This is a genomic window from Metabacillus bambusae (genome assembly GCF_017497975.1).
GTDB classification, from domain to species: Bacteria; Bacillota; Bacilli; order Bacillales; family Bacillaceae; genus Metabacillus; species Metabacillus bambusae.
Map to the genome: position 1 here is coordinate 252,853 of NZ_JAGDEL010000001.1, position 18,772 is coordinate 271,624.

General features: G+C 32.6%; 19 protein-coding genes. 4 read left to right on the forward strand and 15 right to left on the reverse strand.

Translation table 11 applies throughout. From position 1 onward, the window contains the following. The first annotated feature begins 733 nt into the window (after nt 1-733). Together I7822_RS01130 and I7822_RS01135 are read left to right on the forward strand one after the other, a co-directional pair. Nucleotides 734-940, forward strand: a complete 207-nt coding sequence (locus I7822_RS01130) for a hypothetical protein (RefSeq protein WP_207974955.1) — start codon at nt 734-736, stop codon at nt 938-940. A gap of 157 nt (nt 941-1,097) precedes the next feature. Continuing rightward, complete coding sequence (locus I7822_RS01135) at nt 1,098-1,523, forward strand: DUF2621 domain-containing protein (RefSeq protein WP_207974956.1); 426 nt, start codon at nt 1,098-1,100, stop codon at nt 1,521-1,523. Between the two features lie 490 nt (nt 1,524-2,013). On the opposite strand, the gene I7822_RS01140 is transcribed toward I7822_RS01135, so the two are convergent. The 3 genes from I7822_RS01140 to I7822_RS01150 form a co-directional block, all read right to left on the reverse strand. Further along, nucleotides 2,014-2,499 carry a CcdC family protein gene (locus tag I7822_RS01140; protein WP_207974957.1) on the reverse strand — a complete coding sequence of 162 codons (486 nt, stop codon included), beginning with the start codon at nt 2,497-2,499 and terminating at the stop codon, nt 2,014-2,016. Nucleotides 2,500-2,957: 458 nt separating this feature from the next. Continuing rightward, nucleotides 2,958-3,317: a response regulator gene (locus I7822_RS01145; protein ID WP_207974958.1), complete on the reverse strand. Its 360-nt coding sequence runs from the start codon at nt 3,315-3,317 to the stop codon at nt 2,958-2,960. Between the two features lie 212 nt (nt 3,318-3,529). Then, nucleotides 3,530-4,237, reverse strand: coding sequence for a cytochrome c biogenesis protein CcdA (locus I7822_RS01150; RefSeq protein ID WP_207974959.1), 708 nt, complete (start codon nt 4,235-4,237; stop codon nt 3,530-3,532). 245 nt (nt 4,238-4,482) lie between these two features. Between I7822_RS01150 and I7822_RS01155 the strand changes: the two genes are divergently transcribed. After that, nucleotides 4,483-4,662 (forward strand): Spo0E family sporulation regulatory protein-aspartic acid phosphatase, encoded by a 180-nt coding sequence (locus tag I7822_RS01155; RefSeq protein WP_307847656.1) that lies wholly within the window; start codon nt 4,483-4,485, stop codon nt 4,660-4,662. 522 nt (nt 4,663-5,184) lie between these two features. On the opposite strand, the gene I7822_RS01160 is transcribed toward I7822_RS01155, so the two are convergent. From I7822_RS01160 to yneA, 6 genes are all read right to left on the reverse strand, one after another. After that, nucleotides 5,185-5,673: a DUF2690 domain-containing protein gene (locus tag I7822_RS01160; RefSeq protein ID WP_207974960.1), complete on the reverse strand. Its 489-nt coding sequence runs from the start codon at nt 5,671-5,673 to the stop codon at nt 5,185-5,187. Between the two features lie 1,244 nt (nt 5,674-6,917). Continuing rightward, nucleotides 6,918-7,136 (reverse strand): YneF family protein, encoded by a 219-nt coding sequence (locus I7822_RS01165; RefSeq protein ID WP_066337492.1) that lies wholly within the window; start codon nt 7,134-7,136, stop codon nt 6,918-6,920. Nucleotides 7,137-7,221: 85 nt separating this feature from the next. Then, nucleotides 7,222-7,671 carry a sporulation inhibitor of replication protein SirA gene (sirA, locus tag I7822_RS01170; protein ID WP_207974961.1) on the reverse strand — a complete coding sequence of 150 codons (450 nt, stop codon included), beginning with the start codon at nt 7,669-7,671 and terminating at the stop codon, nt 7,222-7,224. A 400-nt stretch (nt 7,672-8,071) separates the two neighbouring features. Beyond that, the gene (locus I7822_RS01175) at nt 8,072-8,302 is read right to left on the reverse strand and encodes a DUF896 domain-containing protein (RefSeq protein WP_207975228.1); all 231 of its coding nucleotides are present in this window, start codon (nt 8,300-8,302) and stop codon (nt 8,072-8,074) included. 232 nt (nt 8,303-8,534) lie between these two features. Next, nucleotides 8,535-9,191 carry a YneB family resolvase-like protein gene (locus tag I7822_RS01180; RefSeq protein ID WP_207974962.1) on the reverse strand — a complete coding sequence of 219 codons (657 nt, stop codon included), beginning with the start codon at nt 9,189-9,191 and terminating at the stop codon, nt 8,535-8,537. An 83-nt stretch (nt 9,192-9,274) separates the two neighbouring features. Continuing rightward, nucleotides 9,275-9,586 carry a cell division suppressor protein YneA gene (gene yneA / locus I7822_RS01185; RefSeq protein WP_207974963.1) on the reverse strand — a complete coding sequence of 104 codons (312 nt, stop codon included), beginning with the start codon at nt 9,584-9,586 and terminating at the stop codon, nt 9,275-9,277. Nucleotides 9,587-9,742: 156 nt separating this feature from the next. On the opposite strand from yneA, the gene lexA reads away from it, so the two are divergent. After that, a complete protein-coding gene (lexA, locus tag I7822_RS01190; protein ID WP_207974964.1) occupies nt 9,743-10,366 on the forward strand; it encodes a transcriptional repressor LexA in 624 nt (207 codons plus the stop codon). Nucleotides 10,367-10,723: 357 nt separating this feature from the next. On the opposite strand, the gene I7822_RS01195 is transcribed toward lexA, so the two are convergent. The 6 genes from I7822_RS01195 to hflX all read right to left on the reverse strand — a co-directional run bounded on the left by I7822_RS01195 (nt 10,724) and on the right by hflX (nt 18,521). After that, nucleotides 10,724-10,867 (reverse strand): hypothetical protein, encoded by a 144-nt coding sequence (locus I7822_RS01195; RefSeq protein ID WP_207974965.1) that lies wholly within the window; start codon nt 10,865-10,867, stop codon nt 10,724-10,726. A gap of 546 nt (nt 10,868-11,413) precedes the next feature. Continuing rightward, complete coding sequence (locus I7822_RS01200; RefSeq protein WP_207974966.1) at nt 11,414-12,418, reverse strand: acyltransferase family protein; 1,005 nt, start codon at nt 12,416-12,418, stop codon at nt 11,414-11,416. Nucleotides 12,419-14,131: 1,713 nt separating this feature from the next. After that, complete coding sequence (gene glnA, locus I7822_RS01205; RefSeq protein WP_207974967.1) at nt 14,132-15,466, reverse strand: type I glutamate--ammonia ligase; 1,335 nt, start codon at nt 15,464-15,466, stop codon at nt 14,132-14,134. A gap of 57 nt (nt 15,467-15,523) precedes the next feature. After that, entirely contained in the window at nt 15,524-15,928 is a 405-nt protein-coding gene (locus tag I7822_RS01210) for a MerR family transcriptional regulator (protein ID WP_207974968.1), read from the reverse strand. A 104-nt stretch (nt 15,929-16,032) separates the two neighbouring features. Next, nucleotides 16,033-17,307 (reverse strand): methionine gamma-lyase family protein, encoded by a 1,275-nt coding sequence (locus I7822_RS01215; RefSeq protein ID WP_207974969.1) that lies wholly within the window; start codon nt 17,305-17,307, stop codon nt 16,033-16,035. Beyond that, the gene (gene hflX, locus I7822_RS01220) at nt 17,307-18,521 is read right to left on the reverse strand and encodes a GTPase HflX (RefSeq protein WP_243459217.1); all 1,215 of its coding nucleotides are present in this window, start codon (nt 18,519-18,521) and stop codon (nt 17,307-17,309) included. Before hflX ends, I7822_RS01215 begins: the two co-directional genes overlap by 1 nt. Nucleotides 18,522-18,772: the final 251 nt, after the last annotated feature.

An 18,772-nucleotide genomic window follows, 5' to 3' on the forward strand; every position in this document is an offset into this window, starting at 1 on the left:
TTCACATTCTATACAAATGGCTGTTTTCGCAAACTTTGTTGCTATTTACCAAGTAATGTGGTGTGGTTGATTTCCACTCCAGATGCTCGCTTTCCGCGGGGCGGGCGGTGAGCATCCTCGGCGTAAACGCCTGTGGGGCTCACCTGTCCCGCTGCTCCCGCAGGTGTCTCGCAATCTGTTCCAATCAACCTTAAATAGTTTTCGTTTTAAAAGCAACAATCTCTTAGAAAAGAGCCATACAAATAAACATAGCTAAAAAAAAGTCTTTACCCAAGCTTTCAAATACAATACACATCAGATCCCTTGTAGTTAAAGGTTATTACCTGTATTAAAATATTAATTGGATAGCTTAATGAACATTTTATTACCGTAGTGATTTATTTTTACAACTATTGGTACTTTACGCGCATAAACAAGCGTGATATTGTATAAATTAATAATGTCCCTTCCGAAACATTCGCTTGTTGCGGGACACTTAACCATGTACGGATCGGAAGGGACTAGTGTCTGATTTTTTAATCAGGCACTTTTTTGTTTTTATACGATAAATGAGTGATAATCTATGCTTAATCTGCTATTATTTATATAGGATATCCTTTTTTTGCAAAATTGTTAATTGAAACTGCCCATTGGTAAATAAAAGTACATACAAAATACTCTTATAGGGTGTGTAATCGTTAACAAGCAAAAATTTAATTTAATACCATTATTGTTATATCTAGGAGGAGCTACGATGGTACATACATATGAATTTGTTTATCTACCAACAGATGTTGGGACAATTCGAGTTGATATTCATTTTAAACATTCAATGTTTCATGTTCAAGCTGAGTTAAATGATTTAATGAGTTCGGCTTTTGATCGTAAAAAAGTCGAAGCCGTCAAAAAAGCTTTGCTCCTCTTAGCAAAAGAACACCATGCTTTTGGACACCAAGAATAGTTTTACACACTACATTGCATGTGTATAATAGTAATATGAAATGATGTATCGAACAATACAGGCAGTTTAGCACCTACTTCTAACTCGATTTCACTTAGAACGGGTTCTAACTGCCTGTTAATATGGGAAAAGTTTGTATTTGTAAGAGGTGAACAAAATGTTAGAAGGTTGGTTTTTGTGGTTTATCCTTTTTTGGGTTGTTTTTCTTATCTCAATGTTTGCTATAGGTGGATTTTTCATGTTTCGAAAATTTCTTCAAAGAATGCCAAAAGAAGATGGGAAATCGGATTTAGACTGGCAGGATTATTATCTTGAGAAAACGAAACACCTGTGGAAGCAAAATGAAAAAGATCTATTAGAAGATCTTGTTGAACCTGTCCCAGAGCTTTTTCGTGATGTAGCACGAGCAAAAATTGCTGGTAAGATCGGTCAACTTGCTTTAAAGGAAAATGCATCAAGCATCACATTAGATTTGGTCATTCGCGGGTATATTTTGGCTACCCCAAAACGCGATCATAAATTTTTGATAAAAAGATTGAACGAAAAACAAATTGATTTTTCAGCTTATAAAGCACTTTTCTAAAAAAACCGAAACGAAAATTCGTTTCGTTTTTTTTTGCGTTTAGAAATAATTAAAATTTTGCATCGGTGTTTTAACAACTAGCACCTAGTGAACTTAGCTCGTACAAGCAGATGATTGTTGTGGTATTCTTCTCGAGTAGCTGATTGGTATATGACTCAAATAAGAAGCTAGGGACCGCAGCTAGATACTACGGAGTGCTCTTTTTTCTACGTCGTTAAAACGGGCGCTCTGAGCTTTTGTTCTTGTCTAGGAAATTATAAAATTCTAGTTCTGGGGATAAGCGCTAGGCATCCAGCTCCAGCGGCAATCCCCACTTGAGTCTACAGCCACTCACGAATTGAAGGTAAAAAATACCATCTATTCATGAGCGTCTTATTTGCCCGAGGCTGTTCAAGGCGCTCTGAGCTTTTGTTCTTAATCATTAAACTCCTGTGGCTGAGTGCTCGTGAATATAGCAAAAGTGCATATAATGAAAATACCGGCGTCCTATTTAAATTGTTGGTATATTAGAAGATGAATCTAACTGATTTTTCACCCTTTTGAAAGAAAAGAACATTGCGATTCTCCAAGGAACAATCATCCCGAATGCAAGAATCCAAAACATACCACTTAATTCCCCAAAATCAATTGTATTACTTAAATATGATTTCATGATTATACGAATGAGTAACAAACCAATCAAAATAAAAGCAAATGCCTTTGATCGCTTAAGATAGATATTATCCTCTCTAATTTCGAAATTAGATGTTTTAATCAAAAGAATGGAAAAGATCATTCCAACAAGCAAAGCCTCAAAAAATTCAGCAGCAGTTACGCGGAACATTGGATGAATAAACATCAAGGCACCTGTGCTCATAAATATCGGTGGCAAAATAATTTTCTTTGCAGTTGCAGGCTTCTTAGCTGATTTTATTCGAATGAATAAAACAAACAGAGCCATACCGATTGCAAAAAATGAAGAAATAATTGTGACCAAATAAATCAATCCTTTACTAGACGAGTAATAGTCTTAGTATAAACGAATTTACCATATTTACCTACATAAACTTTCATTTTAAAGAACCTGTTAAAATTACTAATTTTAATACTAATAAAAGTATTTAAATCCTATTTGCATTTCACCAAGTTATAAGGCGAAAACTTTGATTTTTTAATTTCTTATCAGGAATGTAAATCCCTAATAATGAACAAAAGTGCAAGCGCCCGTTTAGCGACGTATGGACTGGACTGAGCTGCAGGAGATAAAGGAAACACGAAGAGCGTTAGCGATTCGATGTTGACTTATCGTACAGAGGTGAGGGATGAGGGAAGTCCACTTCTGCTTAAGCGCTGGAGCTGGATGCCAAGCGCTTATCCACAGTACATAGAATTTTATAGTTTCGCTAAACGAACAAAAAACCATTTAGAAATAATCATAAATGGTTTCACGTCTTTTTAACCTAGTACACGGTTAATTGCTTCTATAACGCGATTTTCATCAAAGGGCTTAACAATAAAATCTTTTGCGCCTGCTTCTATAGCTTCTACAACCATTTTTTGTTGACCCATTGCTGAACACATAATAATCTTAGCTTGAGGATACTCTTGTTTGATTTCTTTAAGTGCTTCAATGCCATTCTTTTCTGGCATCGTAATATCTAAAGTAACTAAATCTGGCTTTTCTTTTACAAAAAGTTCAATAGCTTCTACCCCATTTTCAGCTTCTCCGACGACCTCATGATTCGCTTTTATTAATATATTTGATAACGTCATTCTCATAAACTTGGCATCATCAACAATTAAAATTCTAGCCATGCCTAGTTCCTCCCAAAAAATGATAAAGAAAGCCTGTTAATATTGAAACTTCGATAGTGAAGGCGATTGCAATTTGACATTGTGGTAACCTCTTTTGAAATTTGTTTTTTTATAAAGTAACATCATTCACTCCTACATTCATTATATCAAAAAATTTAAAATGATATAGTAAATTCGACTCAAAAAATGTTTTTTTAACAAATTACCAAGGACTAAAATCCTGTAAAGCCTCCAAATAATTGAGTTAATAAAATGATAATCGATGTCATTAGATCAAAGAATAGTAATATACCCATTCCTATCATCAAATATCCACCTATTTTCATTATTTTCAAATTATGCTTTTTAATCCATCCCAGCTTTCCGATGAAGAACGATAAAACTAAGAATGGTACCGCAAACCCTCCTATATAGGCTATCATATAGATCATTGCCGAGCTAGGATTTGTTGCAGCTAACCAAATAACTGCAGAAAGAATTGGCCCTGTACATGGAGTCCAACCTGCCGCAAAAGCCATTCCTATTAAGGAAGAGCCTAAGTATCCTGCAGGACGATTTTTAATTTCAAACCTTCGCTCTTTCATTAGAAATTCAGGTGTAAAAACACCAACAATAACTAACCCGAATACGATAATTAAAATGGCACCTATTTGACGAATCAGATCTTGATAATTATGAAAGATCTCTCCAACAAGAGATGTACCAAACCCTAATGCTATAAAAATAGAAGAAAAACCGATTAAAAAGAATATCGTATGTAATAAACTTCTCTTTTGTAATAGAGCATTTTCCGTTTTTAGTTCCCCAACAGAAACACCTGTTATATAAGATAAAAATGCTGGATAAAGTGGTAAACAGCATGGAGAAATAAAAGATAAAAATCCTGCTCCGAATGCTAAAAAAATGTTTATATCTGCCATGTTACTCTCCTCCTACACCAGAATGTCTTCTCTATTCTAGCAAATTTAACCTTTATTTATATGTAGGATCTTGTGACATTTTTATGTCAATTCAATAACAATTTACAATTTCTTCTTTTCGTTCTCCAATTATAACCTTATAATAGATTCAATGTAGTTTCTAGCTTCTCCCTTTGAAACCATTCAATATAAGAGTATAATTCTTAACTAATAAAAATAAACATGATTAGAAAGGACAAGTTCTCGTGTCTAAACATGAAATGCTTAAACTAATTGAAGAGAAACGAGCTGAGCTTATTGACATTGTCCTAAAAAACGGGATAAATTCAACAATATCAATACAATTTAGCCAAGAGTTAGATATTTTATTAAATCAGTATATTAAAGATGATATTAAACAAAAAAATCGTGTCTATTATTCCTGAGGTTCGTAACTCATCTTTTATATCGAAAATGTCATTAATCAACAATAACAACTAAATCAAATCCAAATAAAAAGCACGCTTCTTCGCGTGCTATTGTTTTTCAATGAATGATTACCAATTATTATCTACTAAAAGATTATCTATCAAAACATTTATATAAAAATGTCGGCAAAATATAAAATAAAAGCCCGAATATTGGGATTTTATTTTAATTGACCATTCATTGCTTTTAACATTTGATTGATTTTCTTTTGGGAAGGTTTCATACCCATTTACTTCAAATGCTTGACATATAAAGGTTTCTTACATTTCCGTCCACTTTTCCATTTAAGAAAAACATACCATATAGTTATACTATTTGTCTATATAAAAAGGTAGAATTCTAAAAATACTGGTTAATTCTTCTGATTTAACTCTAATCAATTCAGGTAAAAAAAATGTACGAGGAACTAAAGCAAAAAGAACCCACTAAGGAATAGTCCAAAGTGGGTTTATTTTATTTAATTTATTATTTATAACATTTTAATAACGACCAGTGTTCGCAGATTGAATGAGAGCCCCACTTGAAGAATAAATACCAGCTTTGGCTAGAGCATTATACGGATCTTTATCCCATAATTGAGCAGTATAACAGGAGGTCTGACCCTTCATGATCCATCCGTTACCACCAGAATTGGCACAACTTGCAAAACCTCTCTTTGTAGTGCCATTATAACTATCAATCCAAACATTCGCATAATAATCGTACGGAGCAGCCGAATAAAACTTTAAGTAACCCCAAGCCGTATGACAATACGCACTTCCTTTTAACTGTACATATCCAATTTTCACACCGTTTTTATAGATATATTCTGTTTCATAGGTGATTGGACTTTTATATGCACAACCTGTTGAGTAAGGATCTGTATAATCATAACTAAGTGCAGAAGCTTTATCAATTGGCGCAATCGCAAAAAACAGACCCATAATAATAGTAAATACTATACCAATATTAAATAATTTTTTCATCATAACATCCCTCCTTCCCTTCTTCTAAACTTTACCATGTAAAAATTTGTATTTCTATGTACCATGGAATCATTTACCATCTACATAAATACTACCGTTTTTGGCTAACTACTAAGTTAAGAAGTACCTTATGAATTAATTTTTTATTTAAACACAGAAAAACATTGAGTAAAATTCACTGTTTTTCTGTGTTTAATATTTAATAAGGATAATTTTGCTTATGTTGTAATTTATGTTGTTATCCTCTTTATAAATCTATTTTAGTTAAAACTTGGTAATGCAATCTTGCTCGATCACACCACTCATCCAGCTTCTTTTTACGTTTCTCAGACGATGAATAATAAACAATAGTATGGGTTCCGTGATTAACGAATCACTTTTCCATATAAATCTGTTACTGTCATTAATCATTACTCATGAGTTTCCCCCTTCTTAAAATTGAGCATAAAAAAGAGTCCCTACAATTCAAGGACTCTACCACGAATCATAAATTGAATATCCGTGTATTTATGATTAGATTCCCAACGCCCATTTCAACGTTTATAGTTTCGTACTCTTGAATCATAACAAAAATGTCATCGCCCTCAATTTCGTATTTACCAGGTGTTATGAATTCAAGTCGTTATCAATAAGAAATTGAAGTACTTTTTTTACAAGGATGCAGTCCATAATATATTTCAGCATTTGAAAGTTTGTTGATAATCAATGTTATCTCCCATTTATTTCTTTATAAAATCACTTATGTTTACCATATTTATTAGAAAATTATTAATGAACTAGAAGATATTGCCTTTTCTAATAACTGTGCATCACTCATAGATTGTAAATATCTAACGTAGATACCTTTTTATACAATGAAACAATATTTTGTGGCAGAAACCCTGTTTTTTGTTTATTTCTAATATAGGAATTTAGTTCATGAACAGTAATACTTTCTAATTCTGTAATTGCTTTTTTCTCAATTAGAATAATCTGTTTTAACTCTTGACGTTTGTTTTGTTTAACATAGTATTTCTTAGTAAAGTCCTTTGCAAAACAATGATTTAGATATTCCTATATTACATTTTCTTATAAAAAAACCACCTTCGCTGCTGAATCTTTCAACAGAAAAAGTGGTTTTGAGTTTGTTATAAGAAAGATTAAGCAATTTTTATGTAAAATCCAATGCAGGATAAACTCACCTTAGTAATTTAAGTAGTTAAACTCATTGTATAAATTGCTTAAAACCTTATTATATCAAGCGTTATTTATTTCATTTGGCCATTCATCGCTTTTAACATTTGATTGATTTTCTTTTGGGAAGGTTTCATACCCATTTGCATCATCATCATTTTTAACATTTGTTCGTTGATTGGTGGATTTTTCTTTAGGTAAGTCATCATGTATTTACGCGCAATGAAAAATCCTAGTGCAACTCCAGCAAGTAGTGCTAGAATGCCTACTAGAATAACAACCCATAATTCCATTATTTTTCCTCCTTCGTGTTGTCTATCTTACAGTGTACTAAACCCTACGATATTATACAACATTTGTACTATAATTTCTTCACTTTTAACCAAAATTTCTTTCTTTTATAGGATTTAACCAACCATATCTTTCCCCATGTAAATCCATTGCTAAAAAACACGGATCAAATTTTCTTAAAACTTCAAAGAAAATCGTTTCTGCCTCATAGCTTCCATCTGAGGTAAGCTCTAAATGACGGTCTTTTACAATTAAAGTAGCATTCCCTCGATTAGCCTTAAGTTCGATCTTATGTATATGGTGAATATTTTGATAATCCGCACGGTTTGATAAGTGAGTACCAAGTAGTTGATGTATAAATAATGAAGGAATAGGCTTAGTAATATAATTAATTTGTCTTTCAAGTGTAGCCACATGATTTGAGCGTACCGTAGTCCAGTGAAAGTCCTGAAACAGGTGATAAATTTTAGACTCCCGACCAAAGTAGTGACTAGCAAATTCTTCTTCTATTAAGTAAATATAATAGTGTCTCACCATTTCACTCCTCCTCTATCATCTATTTCTATTATTATAAAAGATCATCAAAGCAAGAATTGTCTTAAGACGGAGAAAGAAGCCACTATTTTTGTCGAAGAGTTTAACATTTTTTTATTTATATTAATAGAGTTAAGCAGTGAAAGATTTTAAGCTTTTTAATTAATGGATATAAGCTTTAAACTCAAGCATTTAGACGCTCTACTGTGAAGCCATACCTAACCTAATATCTTTTCCTCTCTGGTGCAAAAGCTCCATAAAGTCTTCAGAAACCATACAGCATGATGAAAAATATAACGTATGATTAAGTCTTTATTATAAGTAACAAAGGTTTTACCTTCGTATTTTTCCTTTATTAAAAATTTATGAATAAAAAAAGAATAAATCATTAAGATCTATTCTTCTAATGTAGATTAAACTTCTTCTCATCTTTTAATTTTTGTGGGGTTACATCATTTCCATTTGGATCAACAACTGTTACACCTTTTAACGTATTTTTCATTGATGAACGAAAAGCTTGTAAGTATTGTTGACGTAAAGATTGTTGTTCTTCTTGTTCTTTTGTTGTTAAACCTTCTGATTTTGATTTGTTTGATAATTCATTTATTCGATCAATTTTTTCTTTAGGTAACATAGTCATTTCATTCTCCTTTCGGCCTGCATGTATATTAGTCAACCAACTCGATCTTTTTAGGTAAATCATCCACAAATAAGTCCTCATGTTAATCTTAAAAATAAAATTAAATAGAGTTCCATTAACAATGTAAAATCGTGATTAACATACATGTCATATTACTAAAAGAAGACATAAATGACAACTCCTATGCAACCTATAGAAGAGAAATCATATAATCAATTACTGTTTGCTAGATATGATCAATCGTTTTACTTTCAGTATATTCTTTATATCTTCTATGTACAGTAGCTTTACTAACATCATAACCTACACCTCTAAGTGTAGCTGCTATCTCATGAAAAGTGAGTTTTTTACTACGTAATTTAATGATTTCTTCAATTGGAACATCAATTTTTTCACGACCTCCACCCTTATCTATATTAGATAAATTATCCTGTGGTCTATATCCTTTTGCAATTGCTCGATCCATTCCTCTTTTAATCTTATAGTTTACTAGTTTTCGTTGAAATTCTTCAACCGCAGCAAGTATATTTAATACCATGATATCACTCTCTGATAATTCCGGCTCCCCTTGTTCATTAAGAGTAAATACCTTTGCATTTAATTTTCTTATTTCATGTAAAATTGCAATTTTAGCATGTCCGCGTCCTAAACGGGTATCATCCTGTACAAGAAGCAAACTCGCTTGTTTATCTTTTATAAGTGCAAGTGCCTCTATCATTCCATCTCGATCAACGTCATATCCACTATGCCGTTCTTCAATTACCTTTACTACATCTATGTTATGTATTTCAGCAAGTTTTACTAATTCCTCTTTTTGCCTTTCAATTGACGTATCTTGAGATTCTTTATTTGTACTAACTCTACAATAAATGATTGCCTTCATTTTGGATCACCCTAGCTAATAAAATCGTATTATTTCTATTGTATAAGAATGTATAAGAAAAAAGCAGCAACTACATAGACTTCCTATTCACTAGCAATCTGTTCAAATTGATATAATTGTTCTTTCTCTACTGGTACAAAAACTAAATCACCTGGTTTAATAACACTTGAATGAATTTTATTTTTATCTTGCACCCATTTAACAAAGTCTTGCTTTGTTATGTTAGCATTTTCGTGGAATTGTTCAGCAATACTCCATAAGCTATCCCCTTCTTCAATTTCTACTTGATGAAAGTTTTCTAAATTTTCATTTGTCCCAGTATATGAAATAGCTCCTGTAACAGCTATTACCACAGCAAAGAAAGATAGGATATATAATATTGTTTCTTTTTTCAATTTTATCACCTCATAAGAATATTTGTTCGTATTTATGATTAAAGTATAATACGAACAAACATTCTAGTCAACTGTTTTCTCGAACTTATGTTTGTATTAATAGGTAAATGATGCTATAATAAACATATATTACAGGAATCCGAGGTGTCACAAAGGATGACGAAACTATCAAAAAGACAACAAGATATATTAAGTTTTATAAAAGATGAAGTTCAAAAGAAAGGCTATCCGCCGTCTGTAAGAGAAATAGGCGAAGCTGTAGGCCTTGCATCCAGCTCTACTGTTCATGGTCACTTAGCTAGATTAGAATCAAAAGGATTGATTCGTCGTGATCCAACTAAACCAAGAGCAATAGAAATCTTGGAAGAGGAAGAAACTCTTCATATTCCTAGAAGTAAAGTTGTAAACGTGCCGGTGATTGGTAAGGTAACGGCGGGTTTACCTATTACTGCAATTGAGAATGTTGAAGAATATTTCCCACTCCCTGATCGGTATGTTAATGACGAGGAACATGTTTTTATGCTAGAAATTATGGGTGAAAGTATGATAGAAGCTGGTATCCTAGATGGAGACATGGTCATTGTAAGACAGCAGCAGACTGCTAATAATGGTGATATTGTTGTTGCAATGACCGAGGAAGATGAAGCAACCTGTAAGAGATTCTTTAAAGAAAAGGATTATATTCGTTTACAGCCAGAAAACTCTACTATGGATCCTATTATTTTACGCAATGTTAGTATTTTAGGAAAAGTAATTGGTGTTTATCGGACGATCCATTAAATAGCTTACCAATTGGTAAGCTTTTTTCATATACTCTGAGATAAAAGTTACATCGTCTTTATCTAAAAATTATTCAATTAAAAACTACTAAAAAAAGTATGCTTTTTTATAAGTGGAATCACCGATTTGAAAACTTTCTAGTACATGGAGAAAACAATCTCATGTACTGATGAATTTACAAGAACAGATGTTAACTCAAAAACCCCTTAATACAAATTGTGAACTATAACCTTATTTTTGGACACTACTAAAAAACTAGTTAAGCAGTTAGTATATGACCCGGTATTGACGGGGTTATATAAGCTACTCCACACCCGAGTTCTTTTTAGTCCTTCTTAATAATTGAATTGTTTTCTCCTATCCCCCCTCTTTAATTTTGAGACCACAATTAGCAACAATTTTTTGTATCTTATCTTCATTGTTACTAATATTTTCGTATTTGAATTTTAAGTAAAGTAAAAATGATCCCATTGCAGCACTACAAGCAAATTCTATAAACATAACCACCACCTCTTCCCTTTAATATCCATAGGATAATCCATTAGAAAACGAATTGATAAATAAGCTATACTTTTTGTTTTAAGATGGATAGTTAGTTCGTTTTATTATACGGCACTCTTATTTCATTCCGACTTCCTTAACGAATAAAGAAAAAGAAGGGTTTTATAATAAACTGGCGAAGCAAGAGATTAGTTATTTAGAATATTCAGTTGGTGAGTAGTTTATCTATATCATTAAAGTTGAGGATTATGTAATGTTTTCTATAGTCAAAGGTGGAATATCAGAATTATTTTTAATAAAGAAAGTGTTGATGAGAAGATAAAAACATTAAACGAGTGTAACAATCTAAATACATATGATTGAAATCCAATTGACTGTACATAGGATGCTAATTGAATATCGTAGTTATGAATAAAAAAATAACCCTCTCTGACGGATTAGAGAGGGTTACAATCATAAAAGCGAAACCGAGTTCTATTATGATTTATCATTAAATTGCAAATATGAAGATTTTAGTTCAACCTTTGTTAAGTGTTAAAATTAAATTTAAGCAACACCTTTATGAGTATTTAGGTTGTTAGTATATTGACTTTGGTTAAAGTATATCTTTCCATTAAACAATAAATTTGTAAGCTTGTACCTTTTTATAATAGTATTAAAAATAAGAGGCACTAATATAGAAATAAATACATTTATTATTAAAGGAGCTTTAATATAAAAAGGTAACAATATTAATATAAATGAATGCATATACATAATGCTCAAAGAAGCGCTTCCTAAGTAACTAAATATTCCTTGGATTAATTTTAAATTGGATAAATATTTTGAAACTGAAATAGTCAATATAATAAAACTTAACGGGATAATAATATCTAAACCAAAAGTTGAGAATATTTGACCTTTCATGTTCATTTTGTATGACCAATTTCCAAAAATATCTAAAAACAGAAAAATTGTAGTAGGTACTACACTTATTAATAAAAGATAAAATTGATTATCCTTATATAGGAATTTCTTTGATTTATATCCAAAATAATAAAAAGTTAATGCATAAGGAACAACCCCAAAACTCCATGGAGTTTCAATAGCCATAAAATTCACTGAAAAATAATAAGAAATTACGTACAAACCGAGTATTGTAAATAAAAGTGTTAGTTCTTTTTTTATATAACTCAGCATTACGTAAAATATAACTCCTGTAAACAATAAACAGGTAATATACCAGAACACTGTATAGAAACCACCTAATTGTTGCCCTCCAAAGATAAATCTTTCCATGTCGATTTGGATTCGTTTATCTGTTGGCGCACCATAATGCCAGAATCTAATACTAGTGAGCAAAATTAAATAAACAATATATGGGATTAATAATGAAACTACCTTCTTACTAACAAAGTTTTCTTCTTGTTTATGAAAGTACCCACTAATAAAAAAGAATAGTGGCATGTGAAACCAATAGATATAAGGGGCAATTTGAGGAACAGAATGTCCCAATACTACTAGAACTATTCCAATTCCTTTGGCAATATCTAACCAATTAACTCTATTCACAAGATCTCTCCTTTGTCGAACCTTGTAATATTTTATATGAATTCATCGTTTTAAGCAATGTAAATAACTAACATTTCCCTAAAATCAAATGTCTATATTTATATAAATTCGAGTAACTAATAGTGTGGGAGACTAAATATGAGTAATTTTTTGAAATATTTTAATATACTATTCCTGGTCTTATAACACTTTTAGGAGTTTTTTTAACTCAACGCCATAATCACAACAAGAAAAAAATTTAAAATCTCAAAAAGAAATTTTAGAATTAAATATTTAATTTAAAACTAAGACTGATATTATTTTTGAATATACAGGAAACTAATATAGGTAATTAGAGAGTTAAAATATTTCTAGAGTGAAGAAGGAAAATTTATAAGAAGAAGGTTGCTTAATTACAAACCAGTTGATCCTCATTGTACACCTATGGATAGAAATTATCATTTTAATGATGTTACAGAGGGATCTATAAGGGAATATATTGAATTCTTCATTCCTTTAACAATATCATTAAAAGATAAATTAATGAAATTTAAAAACTCATCCGAATTAATTGCATCTTATTTAAATGTAGAAAAAAGAATATTTATTAATAATTTGCCTAAAAAAGTAGCATTTGTATCTAATCAGATTATTGGGAGTATTTCTAAATTAAAGCTAGATGTTAACGTTCACAGTTTGATAAGCTTTGAAATGCAGACCTCCTACCACATTTCAAAGATTCTGTAATTAAACCCAAGTTTTTCCTAAAAAAACAAAAAATGCCGTTATCAATTTACATGTTTAAATAACACATGAACTAATAACGGCTTTTAATTTTAACCATCTCTACTTGTATCCAACCAAAGTACTTTGTGTTAACTGATGGAGCATCACCCTTTACAATTTCATTCCCTAACCAAGAACAATACTTGTTTTCCCCATATAGTTCCACATCCCATCTATATTCACACTTTTAATCCCAACAATTACTGATAACTATTCCAGTTCCTAGTATTTACTCTTACCTGCTGAAAAAACAGGATGTTCACCAAAGATGAAATCAGCATATTTTGTACAAATTAATCTATATTCAGGGGGAGAAAAGTTTTTGGGGTGGATGTCCAGTAGAGGGTCCAGTCAATGATTTTAAATGTACAAGTAAATATACAGTCAGTCTCTTGTATACCAACACTTATGACTTAGTACTAACACGCATAAACCTTCTATTTACTACCTATAATCCTATATACACCTTAATGCGCAGTGTCCTTTTCAAGTTACTGTTTAGCCATCTCTCTTTAATTGCCTCTGTATCTAAACTGTTATCCTTATGGATTTAGTTACATGTATAATTCAGCATGTTTTCCACTACCGTCAATAGCTTTCTTAGCAATAGATTAAATACTTCTACTGAATCATTAGTTGTAAAATTCCTTTACTCTTTATTGAACTCATCATTTTGTCCCCCTAGTAGCAATGTATTCCTATGAACACCTACTACCTCACACATATCCTTTAATGTTGTTAGTTTAATCTTTTCACATATCTCTTCATCCCTTAGGAGTCAAATGTAACTAAAATGTTTGATGGTCAAATAACGAAAAAGGTAACAAATTAAAAAATATTAAAAGGGATTTGACATAACTAAAAGTTACGCAAATCCCTTTATATCTAATATTCGTTAACGCTTAAAGTATCCCGTTTGAACACAAATTGTGTTCAGGGGTCTTATTATTAATACATTGACATGTATTGTTCTCTTTCCCATGGGTGTACTTGCGTGCGGAACATATCCCACTCGATTTCTTTCGCTTCGATGAAGTGCTCAAATAAGTGCTCACCTAAAGCGTGTTTCATTGTGCTGTCAGCTTTTAGTAAATCTAATGCTTGAGCAAGAGTTGCTGGTAGATCAACGATCCCATTTTCAACACGCTCTTCTTTAGACATTACATAGATGTTACGATCGATTGGTTTTGGAGCTTCAAGACTATTTTTAATACCGTCAAGTCCAGCAGCTAAAAGAACACTCATAGCCAAGTATGGGTTTGCAGCTGGGTCAACACTTCGTACTTCAACACGTGTGCTTAAGCCACGAGATGCTGGAATACGAATTAATGGACTTCTGTTTTGTGCAGACCACGCAACATAACATGGTGCCTCATAACCTGGTACTAAACGTTTGTATGAGTTTACAGTTGGATTTGTTACTGCAGTAAACGCTGATGCATGTTTAATAATACCTGCAATAAATTGTCTAGCTGTATCACTTAATTGAAGGTCAGCACTAGTGTCTAAGAATGCATTCTCTCCATTACGGAATAATGATAAGTTACAGTGCATACCAGATCCGTTTACACCGAATAACGGTTTTGGCATGAATGTAGCGTGTAAACCATGTTTACGAGCAATTGTTTTAACAACTAATTTAAATGTTTGAATATCATCACACGCTTTGATTGCTCCTGCATATTTAAAATCAATTTCATGCTGTCCAGGTGCAACCTCATGATGAGATGCTTCAATTTCAAAGCCCATTTCTTCAAGTTCTAAAACGATATCACGACGGCAGTTTTCACCTAAGTCTGTTGGTGCTAAGTCAAAATATCCACCATTATCATTTAGTTCTAAAGTTGGTTCGCCCTTTTCATCTAATTTGAACAAGAAGAATTCTGGCTCAGGTCCTAAATTGAAGTCTGTGAATCCAAGCTCTTCCATTTCTGTTAATAGACGACGTAAATTGTTACGTGGGTCACCAGCGAATGGAGTTCCATCCGGATTGTAAATGTCGCAAATAAAGCGAGCAACTTGACCTTTTTCAGCTGTCCAAGGGAAGATGACGAAAGTATCTAGATCTGGATATAAATACATATCAGATTCTTCAATACGTACAAACCCTTCAATTGAAGATCCATCAAACATCATTTTGTTGTCTAAAGCTTTGTCAAGCTGACTAACTGGGATTTCAACGTTTTTAATCGTTCCAAGAATATCCGTAAATTGTAAACGGATGTATTTTACATTATTTTCTTTTACTAAACTTACAATATCTTCTCTTGAATATTTAGACATCGAAAATCTCCTCTCCTACAGGCAAAAAATTTTATAATTAATTGGAATTACTCATAATTAATGAAAAAACCTTGACATGTCACCATGTCTTAACGTTGGTCGATTAAAGCGACCCGCTTGCATTAGTTCGGATTTCAGTAGTTTGCGCAATTCTGCATCACTTATGTCTGGCTTCTCAACAGTTTTAGGTTGTTCTAGTTGAGCTTCTTTATGCGCACTATCATTGCGGGAGAAAATTTGTTTAATCCCTGCTAAATTTACACCTTGCTCAATTAAGTTACGAATCTCCAATAACTTATCAACATCATTAAAAGAGAAAAGTCTTCGATTGCTCTCGGTTCTAGCGGGAAATATCAATTCATTCTCTTCATAATATCGGATTTGTCTTGCAGAAAGATCTGTTAACTGCATAACAATACCAATCGGAAATAGGGGCATTGAGCGTCGAATATTATCACTCATGTTATTCGCTCCTTTTGTTTAACTATTTTTATTATATGTCATGTTATATTATGTGTCAATAATATGTAAGATGTTGTAACATCATTTTCAAATAAAATTACTAGTTAGCTATTTATCGAGAGTAGATCTTGATCGAGTAAAGAATCAATAGCTGAACAAATCGCTATTTTCACATGGGCATATGTAAGTCCACCTTGTACATATGCGACATACGGAGCTCTTATTGGTCCATCTGCAGATAGTTCAATACTTGCACCTTGTACGAATGTTCCTGCAGCCATGATTACATCATCCTCGTAACCAGGCATATAGTTAGGATAGGGTGTCACATGTGAATTAATTGGAGAAGCATATTGAATCGCCTGACAAAAAGCCACCATCAGCTTATCATCATCGAATTGAACAGATTGAATTAGATCTGTTCTCGTACTATTCCAAGACGGATTCGTCTGCAATCCAAGTTCTTCTAAGAAGGCTGATGTAAAAACAGCACCTTTTAAAGCTTGTCCTACCACATGTGGGGCTAAAAAGAAACCTTGATACATTTCTTGTAAGCTATAAAGGGAAGCTCCTGCTTCTGCACCAATGCCAGGTGACGTCATCCGATAGGAGCATGCTTCTATAAGTGGTTTTTTGCCTACAATATATCCACCAGTTTTAGCGATTCCTCCACCTGGATTTTTTATTAGTGATCCGGCCATCAAATCTGCACCTACATGGCATGGTTCGAGTTCTTCCACAAACTCACCATAACAATTATCGACAAAAATGACAACATCTTCTTTCAAAGATTTTACAAAAGTTATCATTTCTTCAATTTCAGCAAGTGTAAATGATGGACGGGTTGCATATCCTTTTGAACGTTGAATACCAATCATTTTTGTCTTGTGTGTAATCGCATTCTTAACAGCTTCAAAATCAATTTTTCCATTTTCGCGAAGATCAACGGTTTGATAATCAATCTGAAACTCTTTTAATGAGCCTACTCCATTTCCTCTAATCCCTACAATTTCTTCAAGTGTATCATAAGGCTTACCAGTAATATAAATAAGTTCATCGCCTGGTCTTAACACACCAAATAATGCAATTGAGATCGCGTGAGTACCAGAAATGATTTGTGGTCTTACCAATCCTGCTTCTCCACCGAATACATCTGCATATATTTCTTCCAATGTGTCTCTGCCTATGTCATCATAGCCATAACCAGTCGTAGGAATGAAATGAGAATCACTTACACGATGCTTTTGAAAACTTTTAAGGACACGAAATTGGTTTGCTTCACTTTGTCTTTCAATCGCTTCTTGTACTTCCTTTATCTTTTCTTCTACCTTTATTACCATTGGTGCAAGTACTGCACCATGTTTTAAATAATTAAACATTAATTCTTACCCTCCCCATTATACTTCTCTAGCTGTCCGTTTATTGAGTGAGTTGGGAGTACGAATCCTTCAATTTCATACAATTCATCCTGTTCATTAAATATTAACTTTTTAATCAATGATTCTGTTTTTAATTGAGATAGTAATTTACCTTCACTCGCAGGTATTTTCACACTATATTGATTCATTACACCCTTTGCAAAACTCTCTACATGATCCATCAGGTTATCCAAATCATCTTTTGAAAATGCGGTAATTTGGATATACTCTTCATTCGGTGATGGAACAAATGAGCCAGGTGCTTGATCTTTTTTATTGTAGACCGTTAATATTGGAATTTCTGTTACCTCCAACTGCTCAAGAAGTTTATAAACAGTTTGTTCATGGTTTGCATAATCCTCATTTGAGCTATCCACAACATGTAAAATCAAATTTGCTTCCTTCACTTCTTCTAATGTAGAACGAAAGGCAGCTACTAGCGTTGTTGGCAGATCTTGAATAAACCCAACTGTGTCTGTGATAAGAGCTTGATAATTAGATGGTAATACCACCTTGCGGGTCATTGGATCAAGTGTTGCAAACAATAAATCCTCTTCAAAGCTTCCTGCTGTTGTCAAACGATTAAATATTGTTGATTTACCTGCATTTGTATAGCCAACAAGAGCAATTTGAAAAGCTTGATTTTTTTTACGGCGCTCTCTATATCTATTTCGGTGACTAACAACTGTTGCAAGCTGTTGTTTGATTTCATGGATTCGATTTCGAATATGTCGACGATCAGTTTCGAGTTGTGTCTCACCAGGTCCTCTCGTCCCTATTCCCCCACCTTGACGTGAGAGTGCAATCCCTTGTCCAGTAAGTCTTGGTAACAAGTATTGAAGTTGCGCTAATTCAACCTGTAACTTACCTTCCTTTGATTTAGCTCGCTGAGCAAAAATATCTAAGATTAGTTGTGTACGGTCAATGATTCTTACATCTAAAGTAGATGATAAATTTCTAAGTTGACTAGGTGACAATTCATCATTAAAGATAACTATATCTGGCTCAAGCTCTCCAACCAGATTTTCTAGTTCTTCAACTTTTCCTTTTCCTATGTAAGTAGCCGGGTGTGGTCGATCACGTTTTTGTATGATATTAATTATTACTTCACCATTTGCGGTCTTAGTTAATGAAGCAAGTTCTTCCATGGAATATTGAAAATGATCATCCAGCATTGTTTGAAGCTGGCAACCAACTAAAATGACTTTTTCTTTTAAAACATCAATTGTATTATTCAATAAAACCCTTCCCTTACGCTGTTTTAGCAATCTAATCATATCAAACATTTGGATATTTCACTAATTATTTCTTTAGTATATACCAGAATGTAACTTCTTTATCTTTTGAGTATTTCCATTCATGAAAAAATCATTGACCTTTCCATATTTGAGCTTTAAAATCAAGTTCAACTACAAGAATGAACGGA